The following is a 24,783-nucleotide window of genomic DNA, read 5'->3' on the forward strand; positions in this document are numbered from 1 at the left end:
GTGGTCGGATTTTGCCGAAGCTGGCTTTGCAGCAAACAAGAAACAGCAATCACCAAGCTAAGTGCAAACCTGCCTAGTTCAAACTAGTTGCTGTCGGGCTGCAGGCCACGGAAGAAGATGGCCACCATCTCATCATAGGTGCGTTGATACAGCTCGCCACAGGCCTGCTCCTCTGGCATACAGAGCCAACGCTGCACTATGTCGATGCGCAGCAGGTCATACATCTCACAGACGAGCTCTGGGGCGATATCGCCGCGAATGACCCCCTGCTCCTGCGCCCGCTTGACCCTGTCCATCCGCGGCTGGCGATACTCGGGCGGGAACAGCAAATTCTTGCCTGCAGGCACCTGGGAGGAGTAATAGACGGAGGCGAAGAGATCCGTGTGGCGCATGATCATCTGCAGAATATGCCTGTGGGCGATCACCCACAGCTGAATCTCATTGAGGTTTGGCGGCACCAGCGCCGAACGCACATCAGTCACATTCTCCGTGGGCGACGGCCAGAGGTTAACCTGGCGCAACCAGCTCAGCAGTAGCTCCTCCAGCAACTGCGCCTTAGTGGGAAAGTAGTTGAAAAAGGTTTTCTGGCTGATGTTGGCCCGCGCCGCGATCTCATCGACCATCACCTCCTCGAAGGGCAAGGTCGAAAAGAGCTCCTCGGCGATATCCAGCAGGGTTTGACGCATCTGCAGCTTCTTGCGCTCCCTGAGGCTCATCTCGGCTCTCTTACCCCCAGCCTTAACCTCAGCCTTACCTTTAACCTTAACCTCAGCCTTACCTTCTGCCATGCCCTCTACCTTCCCCTCAGCCTTACCTTCTGCCATATCGTCCGCCACCTAAAACCTCACCTTGAGCGCGCTTCAAGTGAAAATGCCTTTCCTGAAAATGCCTTTCTTTAAAACGCTTTTGTTAAAAACACTTTTCTTGAAAACGCTTGTCTCGAAAACTCTACTCTTAAAAACTCTTTTTTCGAAAGCACACGAAAACTATCCCGGCATTCTAACTTACCGCCTTGATAAAACGAACTTTCGTTAGCTCGTCGCCACGCCAGTCTCGCCTCAGAGATGTCACGTTCGCACCACCCTAAATGTAAATTAATTTAACAATAAGTCGTAAGTATTAACATCATAATTGACATATTTTTATAGTTACTGTAATTATACATTTGCTGTATAAGTAATGCCTAATGCCGAAATCCACAGATGGCTGCCGACCAAAAATCATGGTCGAAACGGCCGCGGGATACGGTGTCGCAGCGTCAACAAGACTATAAGAAATTTCAAGCAGGACAGTTAACGGCTCCGGCTGCAAGGACTGGGTTGACTTGAATCGAATACGCCAGGTGGTGCCATAGACTAATCACGGGTTAGCACGATATGACCGGCACCGGCCCATAACAACAATAGCGAGGCAGAAACATGAACGAGCAAACCTATCTCCAGCAGGTCAAAGCACTCCAAGCGGCAAGATGGCCCAAAGGCACAACGCGGGAACCCATCTATCCCCATGGCGAAAAGCCGGTCACCGAGTATCTCTCCGCCTGGGCGAGACTCAACCCTACCAAGGTGGCTATCCAGTTCTACGGCTATGAGCTGACCTACGCCCAGTTGGATGAGATGAGCACCCGCTTTGCCAACGTCCTCAGAGGGCTTGGCGTGGGCCAGGGTGACGGTGTTGCCGTATTCATGCCAAACTGCCCGCAGTTTCACATCGCCTTTTTCGGCATCTTAAAGTGCGGCGCCGTGCACATGCCGGTAAGCCCACTGTCGAAAGAGATGGAACTGCGCCACCAGCTGGGTGACAGTCAACCTAAGGTCGCCCTATGCTACGACGCCCTGCTGCCCACCATGCGTCCCGTCTGCCAGGAGCTGGGCATAGAGCACATCATCACCACCAGCTATACCGATGTCAGGCCCCGCGCCATCACCGCCGTGCTGCCTGATCTGTTTGAGATCCCCAAAGCCCCCTTGGCAGATGGCATTATCGATTTCTTCGAGGCGATAGATAACGCCTCTAAGGAAGTGCTGGACTATATCCCGGCGCTGGACGATCTTGCGGCCATCAACTACACCAGCGGCACCACTGGCATGCCCAAGGGCGTGATGCACACCCACCGCAACATGATAGGCACCATGGCCTCTTACTATCCGGTCACCTTTGGCGAGGTCGGCCCCGAAGGCACAGATCTGGTGATGCTTAGCTTCCTGCCAGAGTTCTGGATCGCCGGCGAAGACACAGGCTTACTGCTCCCCCTGTATTCGGGCGCGACTCTGGTGTTGATGGCGCGCTGGGACACCAAGGCCTTTATGGAACTGGTTCACCACCACAAGGTCAATATGACCATCATGCTGATAGACAGCGTGGATGAGATCCTCAACCACCCTCAGCTCCACCAGTTCGACCTCACCTCGCTGACCACAGTGCCCTGTATCTCCTTCATCAAGAAACTCAACCGAGACTACCGTCAACGTTGGCGCGAGCTGACCGGCACAACACTATTCGAGGTGGCCTATGGCATGACAGAGACCCACACCTGTGACACCTTCACCCGCGGCTTCCAGGTGGACGACATGGATCTCTCCTTCGACCCGGCATTCCTTGGCCTGCCCGTCCCCGGCACAGAGATCAAGATCTGCGATTTTGTCACCGGCGAGCTCATGCCCCTGGGCGTGGAAGGTGAGATTCAGATCCGCACCCCAACCCTACTCACGGGCTACTGGAATAAGCCAGATCTGAACAAAAACCTGTTTGAGGAGGGTGGCTGGTACCGCACCGGCGATCTGGGAATGATCACCGAGGAAGGCTTCTTCCGTTATCTGGGCCGCCGCAAGGAGATGCTTAAGGTCAACGGCATGAGCGTATTCCCCACCGAGGTGGAAAGCATGCTAGGCCAACATCCGGCCATCGCCTCATGCGGCGTCGTCGGTCGCCCCGACGAGCGCAAGGGTCAGGTGCCCGTGGCCTTCGTTACCCTAAAGCCGGGCTTCGACGAAACCCAAGAGTCCCTGCAGGCCTGGTGTGTGAATGCCATGGCCATCTTCAAGGTGCCCGAGATCCGCATCCAGGAGAGATTACCTATGACCGCCACCGGCAAGATTCGTAAGGTGGATCTGGAGAAAAGTTTATGACACGTGTTTTTAATCGGATCCTGATTGCCAATCGGGGTGAAATCGCTATCCGTATCGCACAGACCTGTGCCGATATGGGCATCGACAGCCTGGCAATCTACGCCGAAGACGACAGTCAGTCGCTGCATACCAAGAAGGCTGATCAGGCCGTGGCCCTCGAGGGCCGCGGCGTCAAGGCGTACCTGGATATCGAGCAGCTGATTGCCGTGGCCAAGGCCCATGGGTGTGATGCCGTGCACCCAGGCTATGGCTTTCTGTCTGAAAACAGCAGCTTCTCAAAGCGCTGTCACGAGGAGGGGATCTGCTTCATCGGCTCATCGGCCGAGCTCTTAGACCTGCTGGGCAACAAGGCCACTGCCCGGGAAACCGCCCTGCGCTCAGACACACCGCTCACCGGCGGCATCAACAAGCCCTGCAGCCTGGAAGAGGTGCAAACCTTCTTCACCAGCCTGGGTAATGGCGCAGCCGTGATGATCAAGGCCCTGGCTGGCGGTGGCGGGCGCGGCATGCGTCCCGTCAGCCGCTACGAGGATCTGGCCGAGGCCTATCGTCAGTGCCGCGAGGAGGCGATCATCGCCTTCGGCAGCGGCGAATTGTACGTTGAGCAACTGGTGCAGCATGCCCGTCATATCGAGGTGCAGATCTTGGGTGACGGCACGGGCGCCGCGGTGCATGCCTGGGAGCGCGAGTGTACCCTGCAGCGTCGCAACCAGAAGCTGCTGGAGATCGCCCCCAGCCCAAGCCTTGACGACGCGACGCGCATGCCGATCATCGAGGCGGCATTGCAGCTGGCCAGCGACGTGAAATATCAGGGCCTTGGCACCTTCGAGTTCCTGCTGGATGCAGACGATCACAGCAAGTTCTACTTCATGGAGATCAACCCGAGGATCCAGGTGGAGCACACCATCACCGAAGAGATCACCGGCCTGAACCTGGTCAAGTTACAGATATTGCTCGCCGCCGGTAAGACGCTGGCGGAGCTGTCGCTGACTGAAGCGCCAATCAAACGCGGCTGCGCCATTCAGGCGCGCATCAACCTGGAGCAGATGCTGCCCGACGGCAGCACCAAGCCCGCCTCTGGGGTGATCAAGGCCTACCAGGTGCCTAACGGCCACAACGTGCGCGTGGATGACTACCTGTACGCAGGTTACAAGGTCAGCCCCAGCTACGACTCATTGGGCGCCAAGATCATCGCCAAGGGCGAAGACTACAGCGCCGCGCTGAACAAGGTCTACCTCAGCCTCAAGGCACTGAATATCGACGGGGTGCAGAGCAACAAGGCCCTGCTGATGAACCTGCTGCAACGTGAAGAGGTGCTGCATAACCGTCTCAGCACCCGCTTCGTCGAGGCGCACATGGCCGAGCTGTTGGCCGATGACGACCACCACGAGCACTTCTTCAACATCGCCAGCGACCAGCAAGAAACGGTGCAGGCGGTAAATATTCCCGCCGGTTGTGAGGGGGTCAAGTCTCCCACCGCAGGCGTGCTGGTGCAGGTCAACATCGAATCTGGCGACGAGGTATACGCCGGCCAGGAGATCGCCGTCATCGAGGCGATGAAGATGGAGATCCCGGTAAAATCTGAACACGCAGGTATCGTTACCGAGGTGCTAACCGGCAATATCGGCGAGGTGATAGACGAGCATCAGATCCTGGCAGTCATTCAGCCGGGCGAGGTCTCAGTCACCGGCGGTCAGACCGAGATGGAGATCGATCTCGATTATATCCGCGCCAACCTGGCCGAGTTCTTCGACCGCCGCGACAAGACACTGGATGAGAGCCGCAGCGAGGCGGTGGCCAAGCGTCATAACGAGGGCAAGCGCACCGCCCGGGAAAACCTTAACGATCTCCTCGACGAAGGCAGCTTTAACGAATACGGCCAGCTAGCCATCGCCGCCCAGCGGCAGAAGCATGCCATCGACAAGTTGGTGGAGATCAGCCCAGCCGACGGCAAGATCACCGGCATAGGCACGGTCAACGCCGATAACTTCGGCGAGGAAGCCGCGCGCTGCGCCGTGATGTCCTACGACTACACTGTCATGGCGGGCTCACAGGGCCTGGTCAACCATAAGAAGACCGACCGCCTGCTGGAACTCTGTAAGAAGTGGAAACTGCCACTGGTGATATTCGCCGAGGGGGCCGGTGGCCGCCCCTCGGATACCGACTACCCTGGTGTGGCCTTCCTGAACCTGCACACTTTCTCCTCCCTGGGCGAGTTGTCAGGTTTGGTGCCCACCGTGGGTATCGCCGCCGGGAACTGTTTTGCCGGTAACGCGGCCCTCTACGGCGTGTGCGATCTCACCATCGCCACCCGTCAGGCCAGCATTGGCATGGCAGGGCCTGCGATGATCGAAGGCGGTGGCCTGGGCGTCTTCAAACCCGAAGAGGTTGGGCCGCCATCGGTACTCGGCCCTAACGGGGTGATCGACATCCTGGTTGAGGATGAGGCCGAGGCGGTTGCGGTGACCAAGAAGTATCTCTCCTACTTCCAGGGCGATCTGGCCGAATGGCAGGTGGCGGATCAGCGCAGATTGCGCCATCTGATCCCCGAGAACCGCATGGCCATCTATGACATCCGTGAAGTGATCGACACCCTGTGTGACAAGGACTCGGTATTGGAGCTAAGGCGCGAGTTTGCCAAGAATATGATCACCGCCATGGTGCGTATCGAGGGCAAGGCCTACGGCCTGTACGCCAACAACCCACGCTTCCTCGGCGGCGCCATAGATGCAGATGCCGGCGACAAACTGGCCCGCTTTATTCAGCTGTGTGACGCCCATGATATCCCTATGATCTCCCTGTGCGACACCCCTGGCTTCATGGTGGGCCCTGAGTCGGAAAAACGCGCCACTGTGCGCCATATCTCGCGCCTCTTCGTCCACGGCGCCAACTGCACTGTGCCTCTGTTCGCCCTGGTGCTGCGTAAGGGCTACGGCCTGGGCGTCATGGGGATGACGGGTGGCGGCTTCACCGCACCTGTGTTTACCGCCTCCTGGCCAAGTGGCGAGTTTGGTGCCATGGGCATAGAGGGTGCTGTGCGTATCGCGGCAAAGCGACAGCTGGAGGCTATAGCCGATCCAGATGAGCGCGAGGCCACCTTCAAGGCCATGGTGGATAAGCTGTACAGCCACGGCAGCGCCATCAATACCGCCAGCTATCTGGAGCTGGATGCGGTGATCGACCCCATGGAGTCCCGCGACTGGATCGTTCGCGGTCTGGCCTGCCTGCCAAAACCCGGGAAGCGCAGCGGCAAGAAACGTAACTGTATCGATACCTGGTAAAGCCCAAGGCTGTCAAACAACTCATTTTACCGATATCAGATAAGCCCAAAGCCAGTCTGTGCGACGCACAGGCTGGCTTTTTTTATCCCTGTTTTCTAGCGGCTAACCTCATCTATCGCGGCCCTGTCACAGCCCTTCCCCAAGCGTCCGGCTCACCAAGCAGCGCTAGGCAGCACTAGGCCCCCTGAGGCTGTCCCTAAGCCGATCTAGTACAACCGGGCAATACACGTCTCAACGACAGAGAAAGCGCGCTGAGAAGAGGCTGAGCAAGCAGAGAAAGCAGAGAACGCTGAGAAAGACATGCTGCGATTCGATGAGCCGCAGATGGGAGAAGCAGGGATTCGAGTAAAAGAGCAGAAGAGAAGGAGCAGGAGAGAAAAAGCAGAAGATAACAAAATGCCAGCCGGAGCTCCCTCCCGACTGGCATTGCAACTGGTACTGGCGTTAAAACTGATAATGATATCGGCTATGTAAGACTCAGGTCATAGACAGCCCTAGCGTGCCCCCTAGGACTGGAACCAGGCGTCCTGCATATCGAAGGGCACACTGTTATGACTCTCCAGCAGATCGATCTGCGGGTCGATCTCCGGCAGTTCCCACTCCAGGTAGTAACGCGCCGCCTGCAACTTACCCTGGTAGAAGTTGGCATCATCGACAGACAGAGTCCCCTCTTCGGCCAGCTTGGCTGCGGCGATATTGGCCTGCTGTAGCCAGATCCAGCTGGCGGTGATGCGGCCAAACACATCCAGATACAGGGTGGCGTTGGCCAGGCCTAGGTCAGGGTCTTTGGCCAGCATAGGCAGCAGCACGGCATTGAGCCTGCTCAGCTTGCCAAGTGCGGCGAGTAGGGACTGCCCCATCTCGGCCGTCGCCTCTCTTGCGCCAGCCTCTGCGGCAGTGGCTTCCACCGCCTTCACAAACAGCTCATAGGCGGCCATATTCCCCATAGGCACCTTGCGCCCCAGGATATCCAGGCCGTGGATCGCCTCCGTGCCCTCATGGATTGGATTGAGGCGATTGTCGCGATAATACTGCTCTACCGGATACTCGCGGATATAACCCGAGCCACCGAGTACCTGTATGGCCAGATCGTTGGCCTTGAGGGCGTACTTTGAGGGCCAGGATTTGACTATGGGCGTCAGCAGATCCAGCAGCATGAAGGCCTGCTGACGGGCCTCTGGCGTATCCGCCGTGTGGCTATCTTCAAACAGCGAGCTGGCATACAGACACAGCGCTAGCGAGCCTTCCACATAGGCCTTCTGCGCCAGCAGCATGCGGCGCACATCGGCATGTTGCACGATAGGGATCTGCCTGGACTCTGGATCTTTGTTTGATGGCAGACGTCCCTGAGGGCGCTCACGGGCGTATTCCAGGGAGGCATTAAAGCCCTGGTAGCCCAGCACCGCCGCCGTGCTACCGACGAAGATGCGCGCCTCATTCATCATCTGGAACATGTAGGCCAGCCCCTTGTGGGGCTCACCGACCAGGTAACCCACGGCGCCGCCCTTCTCGCCAAATGACAAGACAGTAGAGGTGGTGTTACGAAAGCCCATCTTGTGCAGCAGACCGGCCAGGGCCACGTCGTTGCGCTCCCCCTGGGAGCCATCGTCATTGACTAGGAACTTGGGCACGATAAACAGGGAGATCCCCTTGACGCCGGCCGGGGCGCCCTCGATCTTCGCCAGGGTCATGTGGATGATGTTCTCTGTGATGCTCTGATCGCCGCCTGAGATAAACATCTTCTGGCCCGTGATCAGATAGCTGCCGTCGGCCTGTGGCACCGCCTTGGTGGTGATGTCGGCCAGCGCCGAGCCCTGACCCGGCTCTGTCATCGCCATGGTACCGGCGAAGCGGCCCTCCTGCATGGGGGGAATAAATTTAGCCTTCTGCTCGTCGCTGCCAAAGCTCTGGATCAGGTTAGCCGCCCCCAGACTCAGGCAAGGATAGCCGGCGGTGGCGGTATTGGCGGCGCTGAAATAGGCCATCGCGGCGCGCAGTATGATCTCTGGCAGCTGCATGCCGCCATCTTCGAAGTCATAGTGGGCAGCCAGAAAGCCAGCATCGGCAAAATGATCCCAGGCCTCCTTGGTTTCCGGGATCATCTGCACCCTTTCACCATCGAAGGTCGGCTCCTGCTCATCCCCCTTGTGGTTGTGATTGGCAAAGTATTTCTCGGCGATGGTTTTCGCCGTCTCCAGGGTGGCGTCAAACACCTCGCGGCTGTGCTCGCAATAACGGGGGCGCTGCAGTAGTCCTTCTGTGTCCAGGAATTCATACAGCAGAAAATCCATGTCGCGGGCATTGAGTAGTTGTACTGTCATTGGGAAACTCCATTAACGTCTGCGAAAATTGGCCTAGTGAACCGCACTCTGGCACAAAAGCCCTCACGAGTGAGGGCGCTGTGGCGCAGGGACAAGATCTGCCCGGCCGGTATAAATTGGGTACCTAAACCTAAGCCGATATCCAATAAACTCAATAAGTTATGTGATGAAACGGCAGCGCTATCTCCGCCGTTTTATCAACCATTAGGATTAGCACGCTACATCAGCGGCAAGGCGATTTGCGATGCCTGGGCACCACCTACGCTTAAGGAGAGCTGCGCCTCGGGATACGGCGGCGCCTCCATATTGTCTTTGTCAGCGCCCATAATGGCGACGCGCAGACGATTGCCTTTATTGATGCGATAGACCACTGGCATGATGTCGAAGTTGGCTTCGACCACCTCGCCCGGCGTCAGCAGTTGCTGATCCTCCTTTAAGGCGCGATGCCAGGGGATATCCAGATTATTCCAGGGCGCCTTGTGCTGCTTGCGCAGAGATAATCTCAGATTGCCTTCCGTGATGTAGTTGGAGCGACCGTCGGCCTCCACCTCTTCCAGCAGGGCATACACATCGGCATCTGGCGTACTGGCCGAGACGAAGAGTTTGACCAGCGGGATACCGGCAATCACCATATCCTTGTCGAGGGGCGCCGTCGTAAAGGTCAGCGAATGCCCGTCGTTGGCCGTCATATCCGGATAGTTGACCTGAGTGCCATAGTTGGAATCCCAGCGAGTCGCCGTGCCCGTCGTGGTCAGATCGTTGACCTGATAGGCCAACAGCGCGCTGGCATCGGGTTTCTGCGTCGACAGCACAGGCGCCTGAGTCGACAGCAGATGATCTGTCACCAAGTCGCTCTTGGCGCTGGATTCACCAAAATAGAAGCTGGTGCGCGCCTTCTGGAGGGGGAACTGGGGCAACGAGATCCACTGCCACTGCTTACGCATGCTATCCACCTCGGCCACATGAATTTGCGGCCCATCCATCACGCCGTTCTTGATCCCCTTCAGCCAGTAGTCGAACCAGCGCTGAAACTCGGCGCCATATACTTTGTCACGCTCCAGCTTTTCCGCCTCGTTATTGGTGACGTGGGACCAGGGGCCAAAGGCCATCTTCTGCGGGCCGTGATAGTTTTCGAAATGCACTAAGGTGTCTGTGGTGTAGGGATCATGCCAGGAGCCGAAATGGTAGATGGCCACGCCAGACTCGTTGAGGGCTGTGTTTATCGCCGAGGGCATATCCTTGTACCAATCGAACTCGGGCGCGGTATCGTCGCGCAGCTTCGCCGCCGCGAGTGGTGCTATGGGGTCGAAGTTGGTGGCATGCTCCTTCACGGCGGCCGCCGCCAGAGTGCCATCGGTATCGGCATCCACCGGCGTGGGCTTGCGTACCTTATCCAGGTACTGAGTACCCTTGCCCCAGCTTTCCACCAAGTCCTGACGCATAATGCCGCCACGGCGAACGGCGTCATAGAGGCTAAAATAACCGTTCTCCGGGGTGATGGCCTTAAGCGCCGGATGCTTAGTGCTGGCAGCCATGTACTGGGTGATCCCCATGTAAGAGAGGCCATACATACCTATGTTGCCGCTGCTGTACGGCCGCTTGGAAAGCCAGTCGATGACATCATAGGCATCGCTGGTCTCGGGCGCGCTGAACAGCCCCTGGTAACGACCGAAAGAGGCCCCGCCGCCACGCACGTTGACGCTGGCGATCACATAGCCGTGTCTGGCGAGACGCTGCAAGATGGCATCGTCGTCTATGTTGGTTACCCCAGGCTCAAACTCTCTGTGGTAGCGTGAGTAGGTCCAGAGTACGGGTAACTTCTCTTTCGTCACCACACCATGGTTGGCCGGACGTGAGATATCCGCCGCCAGCTTGGTGCCGTCGCGCGTGGTGATGTACTCTGAGCTGGTCACCCAGCCATCGAAACGTTCCTGAGAGTAACCTTGGTAGTGGCCAAAGCTGGACACCTTACTATTTTCACTAAGAGCCTGTTCGCTCTGCCCAGGCTGGTTAGTTGCAGACTCAGCCGCGGCGATTGGCACTATGATTGGCGTGATAGTTACACCAGCCGAAATCGTCAACAGGCCGGCGGCCAGCCAGCAAGCGGCGCGCTGTGATTTTCCCCTAACTTGTTCCATGTCTCATTTCCTATCTGTTATTGATCTTATTGCGCTTACTTCAACTTAAGCCCTTCCCTCCAGGGTTATCCCTTTCCGCCCCGCCTTCGAGGCCTGGCGATGCAGTCACATCGCCAGGGAAGGAATAAAAAGCGGCTCCCTGACGACAGTGTGCAGTCTTTAAGTCAGGGAAGCCGGGGAAAAGCTGTGCTCTAGTAGTTGTAAGACAGGCTCACACCAAAGGTTCGCGGCGCGTTATATTCGCTATAGCCACTGTCCAAACCATCCAGATAGAAGCTGTTGCGATAGGTCTTGTCGGTCAGGTTGCGTCCCCAGACAGCCACACTCCAGTTGTCAGCCGGGCTGAAGATCTCCGCCCGCATATTGACCAGGGTGTAACCCTTCTCGCGATAGATGGGTTCGTTAGACACAGACAGCCAGTAGTCATCCTTGAAGGAGGCATCCAACTGGATGAAACCTTCCAGCTCGGCGCTGAGCTGATAGTGATAACGGGCGATCAGGTTGCCGCTGAACTTAGGCGCGTTGTTGAGTTCGTTACCCTGAATATCGATCACTTCACCGAAGATGTTGGTGATGCCGACGTCGGCAGACTCGAACTTAGTGACCTTGTCTACTTCGGTGTCGAGCAGGCCGATAGCGGCGCGGATCTCGAAGTCCTCGGTCGCCATCCAGCGCAGATCCAATTCGGCGCCCTGCATGATGACGTCACCCAGGTTACGCAGGCCGTTGAAGACTCCACCGGTTGACTGGTCAACCTCCTGGATAGCCGACTGGAAGTCGCGGTAGTCGTAGTAGAAGGCCGCGCCATTGATCTGCACGCGATAATCTTCCAGGGTCGACTTGAAGCCTAGCTCCACCCCGTTGTTACGCTCCGGCTTGTAGGGACGGATAGCGTTAGGGTTGGTCAGGAAGCCACCGAAGAAGCCGCCGGACTTAAAACTGCTGCCCACACTGGCATACAAGAGGGTATCTGGAGTGACCTTCCAGTCCAGGTTAACCTTCCACGACGGGTCACTCTCGTCATAGTGAGACGTGTTGCCTCGTGCCAGATCGTAGCGGCCGGTAACTGGGTCCCAACCGATGAAGTTGGCACAGTAGTTCGGGCTATCGGGATCTGTGGTGTTAAGGCCATTGGCCGTACAGATCCAGGTGCCGTCGTTGACAAACACGTCGCCGACATAGTCCTTCTTCTCCTGGGTGTAACGCAGATCCACCGTAGTCGACAGGGTATCGCTGATGGCATAGGTGAGCTGGGCATAGCCTGAAGTCACCTCGGTATCCTGGGTATAGGCCATGGTGCCGCAGCCTGGGAACTGCTTCCAGTCGGCATAGACGTTGGCGGCAAAGGAGCAGTTTCTCAGGTCGTCCAGGTTATCCTCGGCATACACCAGACCCACCATCCAGTTGAAATCGCCACCATAGTTGGACAGCAAGCGCAGCTCCTGGCTCCATGAGCTGGTGTCAGAGTCATACTGGGTGACATACATCTCGTTGAGATCGCCACCATTGAGGCGACCATAATCGCGACTGGCTTGCTCCCAGGCTTCTTGATCCTGACCAGGGCCAAGACCCACCGAGCCGACACCGTTGCGATGCTTAAACTGCATCTGGGTGTAGTTGGTGATAGATATCAGCGAGTAGTCGGAGAAATCCCAGTTCATGTTTAGCGACACTGAATGGTAGGTGTCGTCGTTAGGGTGCACCCTGGCATCGGCGCCGCTGTATGGGTCGCCATCGGCGCTGGCGCGGTTCATGTTGATACAGCTGGCATCCGGGATACCGGTTTGCAGCACGGCGTCACAATAAGCCGGCGTGCCATCCTGGTTGTAGGGAATATTCATCGACGGCAGCCCAGGGAAGCCCGCCAGCGGTCCCTCCCAGTAGGCGTTGCTGTCCAGCAAGCCTGTTACCTCGGGGATCGACGCCTCTGAGGTGTCACGGCCATAGGTATATCTGAGATCTGCCGCGAAATAGTCGGCTGGCTCATAGTGTAGGGTAAAGCGTGCCTGCTGCTTATCTTTGCCACCCTGATCGCGATTCAGATAGGTGTTGTAGTAGTAGCCGTCGCTGGTCTCTGACTGCACGGCGAGGCGCACCGCGGCGACCTCACCCAGCGGCAGGCTGGCTCCGGCGCGGATGTTGAGCGAATTATAGTTACCGTAATCCACCGCCACATTGGCTTCCGTGGTCTCCAGCTCTGGTCGCTTGGAAGAGAAAGAGATGGCGCCGCCGGTAGAGTTGCGTCCATACAGACCGCCCTGAGGCCCCTTGAGCACCTCTACCCTATCGGTATCGAACATAGCGAAGGCGCTATAGATGCCATAGGGCTGATAGACGTCGTCGACGACCACGGCCGTATTAGGCGTGTTGTTAGTGTTGTAGTCCTGCAGACCCACACCACGGATCACGAAGATAGGGATGCCGCTATCGTCTGAGACGGCGACCTCCATGTTAGGGATAAATTCCGCCAGAGCCGACGCCTGATAGGCACCGAGATCTTCCAGCTCATCGGCTTTAAACGCGGAGATCGCGATGCCGACATCTTGCATACGTTGCACACGTTTTTGCGCCGTCACCTCGATGACTTCGAACGCGCTCGCCTTCTGCTCTTTCGCTTCTTCTGGCGCCTGCGCTTCCTCTGCAAAAACTTGACCTGAAATAGCCCCAAAAACCGCCATGGCCAAACAACTTAGCTTCATGTTGCTCCGACTTACTGCTGCTCGGGAGCGTAATAAGTGATTGGGTTTAATGTATTTTTCCATCATCCTATCCTTCCTTTATTACGTTTTATATTTATTAGGATGTTGGCGATGTGGAAATCAGCCGCACCTCCTTACCGAGTCCTGCACTAACTGCAATATTTATTGCCATAGCACCTATTCCCCCCGCGGTACATCAGGCCACAAACATAAGCAAAGACTGTAAGAATCGAGTATATGGAGCGCGTTACCAATTTTTAAATTTATTATAATGATTGTGTAACATTCATGATGGTGATGATGAATCATTCATCTGCCCCCATAGCTCCCCTAAAAACCCCTACCCCTTGTAGGGGCTCGTTTTTTAAGCAAATCTGGCTCTATTACACCTGGGCAAACGCAATGAATTAGAGAGGAAAACAGGTTCATAGATGGCCCAAACTAACAAGCTCATCGGAGCTGTTACAAAGAGTTAAAGCCAATTCGCGCCAAACCATTGGAAATAAAAAGGTCAAATCGAAGAGATAGAAGATACAGGTGTAAGCAGGCTTTTGACCCTCGGCGACAGGACGTCGCCGCGGAGCGTATAGGGACATATTCAAATAACATCCGTGTTTAAATGCCAGTTCGGCATCCATGCCTCTCGTTCGCGAGCGCGAAGCTGCGCTTCACTCACCGTGTCAAAAGTGTGCTTGCACATACGTCGTTCCTTCACATCCATGTGATCACGACATTGGTACCTCCATGTACTGCACCCGCCGGGCAGGCGTTAGGTTGCCATGAAGGGTAAAGCTTCAAATATCTAACCTGGCGCAATAACCGTCCAAACTACGAGCCAAATTAGGTTAATAGGGTTAATAGGGTTAACGCTAAAACCCGAGATCCATCTGCGCCCCATGCTCCTCCTCATCCAGCCCGGCCCCCACAGCCTCGCTCTCGAGCCCGACCGATACACCCAGCAGGCGAATGCCTCTACCCGCCCGGCGCTCTAGTGCCTGTTTAAGCAGATCGTAAAACAGCTTCACCGAGACCTCGTCGCTGCGCTGCTCTATGGTGGTCTGTTTGAAGTCGTCAAACTTGAGCTTAACCACCTGCTTGTGAATGCGGCGCGACTTGGCACTGCGACTGATGCGCCCGGACAGCTCCTGGATCAGCTGAGGCATCACCGCCTGACACTGCTCATAGGTGTAGATATCTTTGGCGAGCGTGGTCTCGACGCCGACAGACTTACGTTCCCTGTGGGGCGAGATGCCGCGGGGGTCTATCCCCTGCGCCCTGTCATAGAGCACGCCGCCAAACTTACCGAAGCGCTCCATCAGGCTCTGACGGCTACAGGCCTGCACATCGGCGCAGGTAATCAGCCCCATGGTTTCCAGCTTAGCCGCGGTCACCTTACCGACACCGGGGATCTTAATCAGCGCCAGTGTCTTCACAAACTCGGGGATCATCTGCGGAGTGATCACATACTGGCCGTTGGGCTTATTGAGATCCGAGGCTATCTTGGCCAGAAACTTCACCGGCGCAATACCTGCAGAGGCGGTAAGCCCGGTCACCTCGAAGATCTCCCGGCGAATCGCCTCGGCGATCAATGTGGCCGAGCCCTGATGCTGAGTGCAGTCACTGACATCCAGATAGGCTTCATCCAGGGAGAGCGGCTCGATCAGCTCAGTGTAGCGGGCAAACACCTCACGGATCTGCGCCGACACCTCCTTGTAGACAGACATGCGTCCGGGCACCAGGATGAGATCCGGGCAGAGCTTGAGGGCATAGGCGGAGGCCATGGCCGAGCGCACGCCAAACTTGCGCGCCTCGTAGTTACAGGTGCTGATGACGCCGCGGCGATCGCTGCGTCCGCCGACGGCAATTGGCTTGCCTCTGAGCTCGGGAAAATCACGCATCTCGACCGCCGCAAAGAAGCAGTCCATGTCTACATGAATAATCTTTTTCACCTTAATACCTCCACCGCCAAGAATACTGTACATTTAAACAGTATTCAATCACTTCGCGATGAACGACAGCTATGCGCCAGACGACGGGCAGCAAAAAGCCACCCTAGGGTGGCTTTATCTCTGTTTCGTGGCGCCGAATGGCTAATGCATTATATCGGCTCAGTCTATTACATTTTAGACTGGAGGTAGTTCTGCAGACCTATCTTGTCGATGAGGCCCAGCTGCTTCTCAAGCCAGTACATGTGATCAGACTCTGTCTCTTCCAGCAAGACCTCTAACAGCTCGCGGGAGACGTAATCCTGCTTTTCCTCGCACAGGGCGATGGCTTCACGCAGGTTGGCCGCCACCTGATACTCATAGTTGAGATCACTTTGCAGCATCTCCTGGGGATCTTTACCTATGTTCAGCGCCTCGCGGCTGGCGACATCCGGGGTGCCCTCGAGGAACAGAATCCGCTGCACCAGCTTCTTGGCGTGTTCGCGCTCATCGTCAGACTCGTGAGAGATCCGCTCGTGCAGCTCATTAAGTCCCCAGTCTTCGTACATCAAGCCGTGGACAAAGTATTGATCCATCGCCGACAACTCACCGGTGAGCAGCTTGTTGAGGGTGTCGATCACTTCCTGATTGCCTTTCATGCTTCTCTCCCTATTCAGATTCCATCTGCGACTGCAGGTAATTTTGAATGCCCGTCATCTTAATCAGATCTTGCTGCGCCTCGATCCAGTCCAGATACTCCTCCTCATCTTCGAGCAGATCTTCGAGGATCTCGCGGCTCACATAGTCTCGCTCCGTCTCACACAGGGCGATCACGCTGCGCAGCTCGACCAGCTGCTCTTCGAGCATGGTCTTGTCGCACTGCAACATCTCTTCCGGGTTCTCACCTATGCGCAGCTTCTCGAGCTGTTGCAGATTAGGCAGGCCTTCGAGAAACAGCACCCGCTCGATCAACTTGTCGGCATGCTTCATATCTTTGATCGACTTCTTGTAGCACTTCTCATTGAGCTCTTCCAGACCCCAATTTTTGTACATGCGTGCGTGCAAGAAGTACTGGTTGATGGCCGTCAATTCGAAGGTCAGTATCTTGTTTAACTGACGAATGACGTTCGGATGACCCTTCATTTGATCTCCTTAGTAAGATTTGATCTAAATCAATATTTAAGCCTAGAGCAATTTTCACTCAATTACAAATAAACATTAAGTTTCAATCAGTTATCAAAGAAAATCGTTCTCATTCGCGCTTTGATTACCAAGGCGATTAAAGATAATGAATCCAGAGTGTTAAGGCCGACAGTAAGCACAAGGCGCTAAGGAAGAGATGAGTCTAGGTGGAGGCGAGTCTAAGTGAAGAGTAATGAAAAACAGGGGTAACAAAAAAGGCCCCGAATGGGACCTTTAATAATGACGCCTCACAGGCGCGGGCTAGATGATGCGATCTTTGGCCAGCTTCTCGCGACGGGCCTCTTCTTCGGCCATCTTCGCCTTACGCTTATCGCATGGGTCGTCACAGTCACAGGCCTTCTCGATACCCAGGGCACCCAGACCACCGCAGCTGCCGGCAACCGCCTTCTGCTTCACCAGGTAGCCGATAGACATAAGAACGAAAAACAGTAGTAATACCACAAAAGCCGCTAAAAAAGTGCTCATCACTGACTCCAGATACACATAAGTGGCTGTTTCGCTTATGTGTCTAACCATTCGCTAACTAGTCGACTAGCTCGTTGGCAAGCTAATCAACCGACATGCAAGACTGCATTTAAGAGTGCGCCTAGCCACTATATTGAGCGGGCCGGCGCACCGATGGACGCTATTCTATCACAAACCCACGTAGGGCTTAAAGGCATCGCTATAGTAGACCTTGAAACCTTGCGCTTGCTTCTCGATCAACATGATGGCCAGATGCTCACGTTCGGCCAGTGCCAGCGAGGCCTCTGTGCCCAGCACCATCATGGCGGTGGCGTAACCGTCGGCAATCATGCTCTCCTTGGCCAGCACGGTCACAGAGGCAAGCTTATGGTCGATCGGGTAGCCGTTGCGCGGATCGATAATATGAGTGAAGCGTTGCCCCTCCTCCTCATAGTAGTTGCGATAGTCGCCCGAAGTCGCCATGGCGATGTTGCCAGGCTCCAGCAGCTGCTGCACCACGCGCTCATCCTCATCGGGCTGTTCTATGGCGATCACCCAAGGGCTGTCGTCGGCCTTGACGCCGAAGAGGCTGATCTCGCCGCCTATCTCCACCAGATAACCTTTAGGGTGATACTTGCTCAGCAGCTTAGCCACCTTGTCGACCCCAAAGCCTTTGGCGATGGAAGAAAGGTCGACATACAGGGCAGGATTGGTCTTGCTCAGCTTAAGGCCATCGACCTTAAGATACTCGATACCCGTCTTGGCCTTGGTTTCGGCAATCAACTCGGCGCTTGGCACGCGAGTCGGACGCTTGTCGGGACCGAAGCCCCAGAGGTTTACCAGCGGCCCCAGGGTGATATCCAGGGCGCCATCTGTCTTGCGATAGAGGTCGATACCCGTCTGCACTACCTTGGCCGTGTCTGGCGATACCGTCAGGCTAGATTCGAGCGTCATCTGATTGAAGCGCGACAGCTCTGAGTCTTTGCGATAGGTGGACATCTGATCGTTCACCTGCTCCAGCGCCAGGTCGATCTCCGCCTGCAGCAGCTGCTCGTCGGGCATCTGCTTGTCGCCGACAAATTTGATGTGGTAGGTGGTGCCCATGGTCTGCCCAGACATGGAGATCATCTTGACAGGTTGGCTACAGGCCGAAATAAAAAAGGCTAGTCCCGCCAGGACTAACCCCTTGATAAAGGTCTTATACATATTGACCATTGTCCTTAATGATAACCCGGTAACACACTCCCTAAGGGCCTTTGGCGCCTTAGGGAGCACGATAATCACGGCAATAATATCACAAGAATGATTGCTTAGCCGCCGAAGTCATCCAGCAGGATGTTTTCATCTTCAACGCCAAGATCTTTAAGCATACCGATAACCGCCGCGTTCATCATTGGAGGTCCACACATGTAGAACTCACAATCTTCTGGCGCGTCGTGGTCACGTAGGTAGTTTTCATACAATACGTTGTGGATGAAGCCTGTGTAACCATCCCAGTTATCTTCGGGTTGTGGATCAGACAGGGCCACGTGCCATACGAAGTTATCGTTCTCAGCCGCCAGGCCGTCGAAGTCTTCAACGTAGAACATCTCACGCTTAGAACGCGCACCGTACCAGAAGCTCATCTTACGCTTAGACTTAAGACGCTTGAGCTGGTCGAAGATGTGTGAACGCATTGGTGCCATACCTGCACCACCACCGATGAATACCATCTCGGCATCGGTATCTTTCGCGAAGAATTCACCGAATGGACCAGAGATAGTCACCTTGTCGCCCGCCTTCAGGCTCCAGATGTATGAAGACATCTTACCGCAAGGCAGTGACAGGTTACGTGGAGGCGGTGTCGCGATACGTACGTTCAGCATGATGATACCTTCCTCTTCAGGATAGTTCGCCATTGAGTACGCACGGATTGTCTCTTCGTCAACCTTAGACTCTAGCTTGAAGAAGCCAAAGTGCTCCCAGTCACCACGGTATTCTGCTGGTACGTCGAAATCGGCGTACTTAACATGGTGCGCAGGCGCTTCGATCTGGATGTAACCACCGGCACGGAAAGGCACAGACTCGCCATCAGGGATAGCCAGCTTAAGCTCTTTAATGAAGGTCGCCTTGTTATCGTTAGAGATAACTTCACATTCCCACTTCTTGATACCGAAGATCTCTTCTTCCAGTTCGATCTCCATATCTGACTTAACGTTCACCTGACAAGAGAGACGACAACCGTTACGGGCATCGCCCTTTGAGATATGGTCGAGTTCTGTTGGCAGAATATCACCGCCGCCAGACTTAACGATCACCTTACACTGGCCACAAGAACCACCGCCACCACAAGCCGACGATACGAAGATACCGTTATCAGCCAGTGCGCCCAGTAGTTTGCCGCCCGCAGGTGTTTTAATTGCTTTATCCGCATCATGGTTGATGCCGATAGTAATATCGCCACTCGGTACCAGTTTTGATTTGGCGAACAGAATCACCAACACCAAGACCAGTACGATGGCTGTAAACATACTCACACCGAGGTATACATCGATTGGAGTAGATTCAATAATACCCATTAACTTATCCTTAAAGGTTCAAAATCAGAAGCCGTTAAGGTGTCTCTATTACAGAGACACACCTGAGAACGACATGAAACCTAGCGCCATCAAACCCGCAGTCACGAAGGTAATACCTAGACCACGCAGACCATTAGGGACATCAGCATATTTTAACTTCTCACGGATACCGGCCAGCAGCACAATCGCAAGTGCCCAACCGATACCTGAACCTATGCCGAACACTAAACTTTCACCCAGGTTGTAGTCACGCTCAACCATGAAAGAAACCGCACCGAAAATCGCACAGTTTACTGTGATCAGCGGTAGGAAGATCCCCAGCGCGTTGTATAGCGGTGGGAAATACTTATCCAATGCCATCTCAAGGATTTGAACCAGCGCCGCGATCACACCGATGAAGGTGATGAACTTAAGGAAGCTCAGGTCCGCATCGGGTACGCCAGCCCAGGCCAAGGCGCCCGGAGCCAAAATACCCTGATAGATGATTTGGTTAACAGGTACTGAAATTGCCAATACCACGATTACGGCAACACCTAAGCCCATGGCCGTGGTGACTTTCTTAGACACAGCCAAGAAGGTACACATACCAAGGAAGAAGGATAACGCCATGTTTTCAATGAAAACAGAACGGATTAATAGACTAATATAATGTTCCATTACGCTTATCCTTTTGCTTCAACTTGCTCTGGCTTGATGGTACGGATAATCCAGATCAACGATGCAATCAGGAAGAACGCACTTGGTGGCAGCAGAAGCAGACCGTTTGGCTGATACCAACCACCCTCAGAGATCTTGCTTAGGATCTCGACACCAAATAGCGAACCGTTACCAAACAATTCACGCACGAAGCCAACTGACAACAAGATGGCACCATAACCCAGACCGTTACCGATACCGTCCATGAAGCTCATCATAGGCGGCGTCTTCATCGCGTAAGCTTCGGCGCGGCCCATTACGATACAGTTGGTGATGATCAGACCCACGAATACCGACAGCTGCTTAGCCACGTCATAGGCATAAGCTTGCAGTACCTGGTCAACCACGATCACCAGTGAAGCGATAATGGTCATCTGAACGATAATACGCACACTGCTTGGAATGTGGTTACGTATCATAGAGATGAACAAGTTAGACAAGGCCGTTACGGCAGTCAGAGCTATGGTCATTACCAAGGCAGTTTCCATCTTACTGGTTACCGCCAGGGCACTACATACACCCAGGATCTGCAACGCAATCGGGTTGTTACTAATGATAGGTCCAGTCAGAACCTGTTTAAGTTCTTTTGCGTCAGCCATTAGCTCAGTCCTCCGTTGCGCGCCTTCTCAAGAAAACGTGCAAAACCTTCTTTACCCAACCAGAAATCCAGTGAGTGCTGTACACCGTTACTGGTCAGTGTTGCACCCGATAGTGCGTCAACACCGTGAACGCTCTCTGCAACGGCAGGGTTCTTAGTCACTTTGATAGCCAGGTTGCCTTGGTCATCATAAAGCTTCTTACCCTTCCACTTGGCGATCCACTTAGGATTCTGTACTTCACCACCTAGGCCCGGAGTTTCACCCGAACCGGTAAAGTCGTAGTAAACCAAGCTGCGAACTGTGTTCAGATCAGACTCAACGGCCAGGAAGGCGTACATGGTTGACCATAGGCCGTAACCTTTAACCGGAATGATCACTGTCTGTAGTGTGCCAGCGTCATCACGAACCAGGTAAACCACGCCCTTGTTCGCCACGCGCTTAACTGAAGCGATGTCGTGCTCAGGCTTGAAAGAGGTCTCAAGGGTGCGAGCCGCTTTCTCTGTGTCGAATGTGTCGGCGTTGCCTTCAACCCAGTCACCAGACTTAAGGTCAACCAGCTTAGCTTCAACATACTTGTCGTAAGTCTCAAGGATCTTAGCCTTGCTGACTTCACCAGACTTAGTGTCTACCAGGCCAGCGGCTTCAAGAATGTACTTTTGCTTATCAAGCAACTTGTTTTCTTGTTGAGTTGGCTTAAGCAGTACGGCCGCAGTAGAAACGAATACCGAACAGATAAAACATAATCCAACAACAACAAACAGCGTTCTACCGAACGAATCTTTATTACTAGCCACGAGCAATCCTCCGCTTGATATTCGCTTGAACCACGAAGTGGTCGAATAGCGGCGCAAATAGGTTGGCAAACAGGATGGCCAACATCATACCTTCTGGGAAAGCAGGGTTAATGACACGGATGAATACGGCCATAGCACCAATCAAAATACCGTACGCCCACTTCGCTTGGTTGGTGAAAGACGCAGAAACTGGGTCAGTCGCCATGAACATCATACCGAAGGCAAAGCCACCCAGTACCATGTGCCAGTACCAAGGCATAGCAAACATAGGGTTGGTATCGCTACCGATAGCGTTAAGCAGCAGAGAGACGGCAATCATACCGACCATCACACCACCAACGATGCGCCATGACGCGATACGGGTATAGATGATGACCAGACCACCTAGCAGAATCGCCAGCGTAGACACTTCACCAACAGAACCAGGGATGAAACCTAGGAAGGCGTCCCACCAAGCTTGGTTAAAGCCATAGTCCAGAGTGCCCTGTGCCGCTTGGCTCAGCGCCGTCGCACCAGAGAAACCGTCTGCAACCACCCAAGTGGTGTCGCCTGACATGTTTAGCGGGTAAGCGAAGAACAGGAAGGCACGGCCGGCCAATGCTGGGTTAAGGAAGTTACGTCCGGTACCACCGAAGATCTCTTTCGCCACGACCACACCGAAGGTGATACCTAGCGCCACCATCCATAACGGAATGGTTGCCGGCAGTGTCAGGGCAAACAGGATAGAGGTAACGAAGAAACCTTCGTTAACTTCGTGGCCACGTACTGTCGCAAACAGGACTTCCCAGATACCACCCACGGCGAAGGTCACCGCGTAGATAGGCAGGAACCAACAGGCGCCATACCACATCAGGGCAGCAACACCCGAGTCAGCCGTCAGCTCAGTGCCGAACAGACCAAACAATGCAGTTTGCCAGGTATCCGGCGTCGCAAAACCAGCGAGCAAGGCATCTTGTGCCTGAAGACCCACGTTATACATACCCACGAACATCGCAGGGAATGCACAGGCCCAAACCGTAATCATCATACGCTTCAGGTCTAAGTTATCACGCACATGGGTACGACCCTTGTTTACGTGACCTGGGGTATAAAATACCGTGTATGCCGCTTCGAACAGCGCATACCATTTCTCGTATTTCCCGCCCTTTTCAAACTGGGGTTCAATACTTTTGAAAAACTGTTTCAAGCCCATTAGCCTTCCCTCACAATCGTATCTAGGCAGTCGCGTAGGTACGACGCGTAGTCATACTTACCAGGACATACGAAAGTACATAGTGCCAAATCTTCTTCGTCTAACTCTAACGCGCCTAAGGCAGCTGCGCCGTCGGTATCGCCTGACACCAGGTCACGCAATAGCATGGTAGGAAGAATGTCGAGAGGCATAACACGCTCATAGTTGCCGATTGGCACCATGGCACGGTCAGAGCCCCCTGTGCTGGTCGTCATATTGAACAGACGAGACGGTGACAGGTGACCCAGGAAAGCGCGCGTGATAGAGAACTTGTTGGCACCAGGCATGGCCCAGCCGATAAATTCTTGTTCGCGGCCTTCTTCAAGCAGAGAAACCTGGTTAAAGAAACGTCCCAAGTAGGCGTGTGGGCCAGTTGCCGTCTTACCAGAAAGCACAGAACCTGCGATAACGCGTACATCGCCTTGGGCAGTTTCACCGGCGGTTAGCTCGGCAATAGAGGCGCCACTGTGTGTGCGTACGAGTCTAGGCTTAAGGGCCTTAGGACCCGCAATCGCTACCACACGCTGAGTGTTTAGCTCACCAGTAGTAAATAGTTGACCGATTGCGATCACATCTTGATAGCCAACATGCCAAACGGTGCGTTTAGCCGATGCAGGCAGAACAAAATGGATATGAGTGCCAGCAAGACCCGCAGGGTGCGGACCGGCAAACTCTTCGACTTGTGCGTTGGCCGCAGGGATATCGGCTCCTGGCGCCTTACACAGATACACCTTACCTTCTGTCAATCGTGCAAGGACTCTTAAGCCATTGGCAAAGTCTTCCTTGTGCTCGTTAATGATAACGGCAGGATCGGCTGCAAGCGGTTGGGTGTCGATAGCGGTCACAAAAATACCGGCAGGCGTTGAGTCAACTGCTGGTGCTTTGCTGAAAGGACGCGTGCGCAATGCAGGCCACACACCTGATTCGATCAGGTTGTCGCGTACGAGTTGCGGCTCAAGGGTGTCTAACGCTGCGGCATCGTACTTAGCGAAAGAAACGCTGTCGTCTCCCTCAACTTCGATGACGACAGACTGAAGAACACGCTGGGCGCCCCGGTTAATTTCTGAGATGGTGCCACTGGCTAAAGCAGTATATTTAACGCCAGGATTCTTTTTGTCTTCAAAAATCACCTGACCTTTCTGCACTTTATCACCCACTTTGATCTTCATCGTGGGGCGCAGGCCAATATACTCTTCACCCAAAGTAGCTACGTGTTTAATGGCTGGGCCATTATGGATAACTTGCTCTGGTCCGCCTGTTATAGGCAGGTCCAATCCTTTCTTTATTGTAATCATATCCACAAGCACTACGTTTATGAAGGAAAGATAATGCGTCGCGTTCCTGCTAAATGAGATAGATTTCAAACATCAGCTATCGCATTGAGCTAGCGCAGATTTATTACAGAAATGCGATCGCAATCACGCTGGTCGGGCGCATTTTACCGTAAATAATTGCTTATCGCCATGAAAAATACGGGTGTTTTAAAAGGGATGCGGGGATTTTTAAGGTGAGGAGTAGATCACAGTTCGAGAGATTTTTATGATTTAGGTAAACGGAAATTAATTTAGCCCCCTGTCCTAGCAGGGTTATATGGATTTGCGAAGCAAAATCGCCCCCTAAAACGCGCTTTTTTTCACCTCTTTTTAACGCATAAAAAATCGGCGAAAAGCCGGACTGTTCGACTAAAGTTTAACCACACCATAAGCCAAACTCAGGCAGAAGTCGGCGTCTATTTGAGCATCACGAGCCAGATGCACACTGCCACC

Annotated in this window: 17 protein-coding genes; 2 read left to right on the top strand and 15 right to left on the bottom strand. The window is 54.5% G+C overall.

The annotated features are described in order from the left end of the window. Positions 1-83 precede the first annotated feature (83 nt). The gene (locus K0J45_RS14700; RefSeq protein WP_220043098.1) at positions 84-824 is read right to left on the bottom strand and encodes a TetR family transcriptional regulator; all 741 of its coding nucleotides are present in this window, start codon (positions 822-824) and stop codon (positions 84-86) included. Between the two features lie 594 nt (positions 825-1,418). On the opposite strand from K0J45_RS14700, the gene K0J45_RS14705 reads away from it, so the two are divergent. Beyond that, positions 1,419-3,128 carry an AMP-binding protein gene (locus K0J45_RS14705; RefSeq protein WP_220043099.1) on the top strand — a complete coding sequence of 570 codons (1,710 nt, stop codon included), beginning with the start codon at positions 1,419-1,421 and terminating at the stop codon, positions 3,126-3,128. Continuing rightward, positions 3,125-6,409: a carboxyl transferase domain-containing protein gene (locus K0J45_RS14710; protein WP_220043100.1), complete on the top strand. Its 3,285-nt coding sequence runs from the start codon at positions 3,125-3,127 to the stop codon at positions 6,407-6,409. Before K0J45_RS14705 ends, K0J45_RS14710 begins: the two co-directional genes overlap by 4 nt. A 506-nt stretch (positions 6,410-6,915) precedes the next feature. On the opposite strand, the gene K0J45_RS14715 is transcribed toward K0J45_RS14710, so the two are convergent. The 14 genes from K0J45_RS14715 to K0J45_RS14780 all read right to left on the bottom strand — a co-directional run bounded on the left by K0J45_RS14715 (position 6,916) and on the right by K0J45_RS14780 (position 24,312). Then, on the bottom strand, positions 6,916-8,730 hold the full coding sequence (locus tag K0J45_RS14715) for an acyl-CoA dehydrogenase (protein ID WP_220043101.1): 1,815 nt from the start codon (positions 8,728-8,730) through the stop codon (positions 6,916-6,918). 218 nt (positions 8,731-8,948) lie between these two features. Next, positions 8,949-10,868, bottom strand: a complete 1,920-nt coding sequence (locus tag K0J45_RS14720; RefSeq protein WP_220043102.1) for a CocE/NonD family hydrolase — start codon at positions 10,866-10,868, stop codon at positions 8,949-8,951. 191 nt (positions 10,869-11,059) lie between these two features. After that, positions 11,060-13,567, bottom strand: coding sequence for a TonB-dependent receptor (locus K0J45_RS14725; RefSeq protein ID WP_220043103.1), 2,508 nt, complete (start codon positions 13,565-13,567; stop codon positions 11,060-11,062). A gap of 869 nt (positions 13,568-14,436) precedes the next feature. Beyond that, positions 14,437-15,516 carry a DNA polymerase IV gene (gene dinB, locus K0J45_RS14730; RefSeq protein ID WP_220043104.1) on the bottom strand — a complete coding sequence of 360 codons (1,080 nt, stop codon included), beginning with the start codon at positions 15,514-15,516 and terminating at the stop codon, positions 14,437-14,439. Positions 15,517-15,683: 167 nt separating this feature from the next. Then, positions 15,684-16,151: a bacterioferritin gene (bfr, locus tag K0J45_RS14735; RefSeq protein ID WP_220043105.1), complete on the bottom strand. Its 468-nt coding sequence runs from the start codon at positions 16,149-16,151 to the stop codon at positions 15,684-15,686. Positions 16,152-16,161: 10 nt separating this feature from the next. Then, on the bottom strand, positions 16,162-16,635 hold the full coding sequence (gene bfr / locus K0J45_RS14740; protein ID WP_011866670.1) for a bacterioferritin: 474 nt from the start codon (positions 16,633-16,635) through the stop codon (positions 16,162-16,164). A 300-nt stretch (positions 16,636-16,935) separates the two neighbouring features. Continuing rightward, a complete protein-coding gene (gene nqrM, locus K0J45_RS14745) occupies positions 16,936-17,160 on the bottom strand; it encodes a (Na+)-NQR maturation NqrM (RefSeq protein WP_011866671.1) in 225 nt (74 codons plus the stop codon). Positions 17,161-17,328: 168 nt separating this feature from the next. Next, positions 17,329-18,345: an FAD:protein FMN transferase gene (locus K0J45_RS14750; RefSeq protein WP_220043106.1), complete on the bottom strand. Its 1,017-nt coding sequence runs from the start codon at positions 18,343-18,345 to the stop codon at positions 17,329-17,331. A gap of 104 nt (positions 18,346-18,449) precedes the next feature. After that, positions 18,450-19,697, bottom strand: a complete 1,248-nt coding sequence (nqrF, locus tag K0J45_RS14755; RefSeq protein WP_220043107.1) for an NADH:ubiquinone reductase (Na(+)-transporting) subunit F — start codon at positions 19,695-19,697, stop codon at positions 18,450-18,452. Positions 19,698-19,745: 48 nt separating this feature from the next. Next, positions 19,746-20,354: an NADH:ubiquinone reductase (Na(+)-transporting) subunit E gene (gene nqrE, locus K0J45_RS14760; RefSeq protein ID WP_011866674.1), complete on the bottom strand. Its 609-nt coding sequence runs from the start codon at positions 20,352-20,354 to the stop codon at positions 19,746-19,748. 5 nt (positions 20,355-20,359) lie between these two features. After that, complete coding sequence (locus K0J45_RS14765; protein WP_011866675.1) at positions 20,360-20,992, bottom strand: NADH:ubiquinone reductase (Na(+)-transporting) subunit D; 633 nt, start codon at positions 20,990-20,992, stop codon at positions 20,360-20,362. Beyond that, a complete protein-coding gene (locus K0J45_RS14770; RefSeq protein WP_011866676.1) occupies positions 20,992-21,786 on the bottom strand; it encodes a Na(+)-translocating NADH-quinone reductase subunit C in 795 nt (264 codons plus the stop codon). The genes K0J45_RS14765 and K0J45_RS14770 overlap by 1 nt, the downstream gene beginning before the upstream one ends. Next, positions 21,779-22,978, bottom strand: a complete 1,200-nt coding sequence (locus tag K0J45_RS14775) for an NADH:ubiquinone reductase (Na(+)-transporting) subunit B (RefSeq protein ID WP_144203705.1) — start codon at positions 22,976-22,978, stop codon at positions 21,779-21,781. The genes K0J45_RS14770 and K0J45_RS14775 overlap by 8 nt, the downstream gene beginning before the upstream one ends. Then, a complete protein-coding gene (locus tag K0J45_RS14780; RefSeq protein ID WP_220045326.1) occupies positions 22,978-24,312 on the bottom strand; it encodes a Na(+)-translocating NADH-quinone reductase subunit A in 1,335 nt (444 codons plus the stop codon). Before K0J45_RS14780 ends, K0J45_RS14775 begins: the two co-directional genes overlap by 1 nt. Between the last annotated feature and the right edge of the window lie 471 nt (positions 24,313-24,783).

It is taken from the genome of Shewanella alkalitolerans, assembly GCF_019457575.1.
GTDB classification, from domain to species: domain Bacteria; phylum Pseudomonadota; class Gammaproteobacteria; order Enterobacterales; family Shewanellaceae; genus Shewanella; species Shewanella loihica.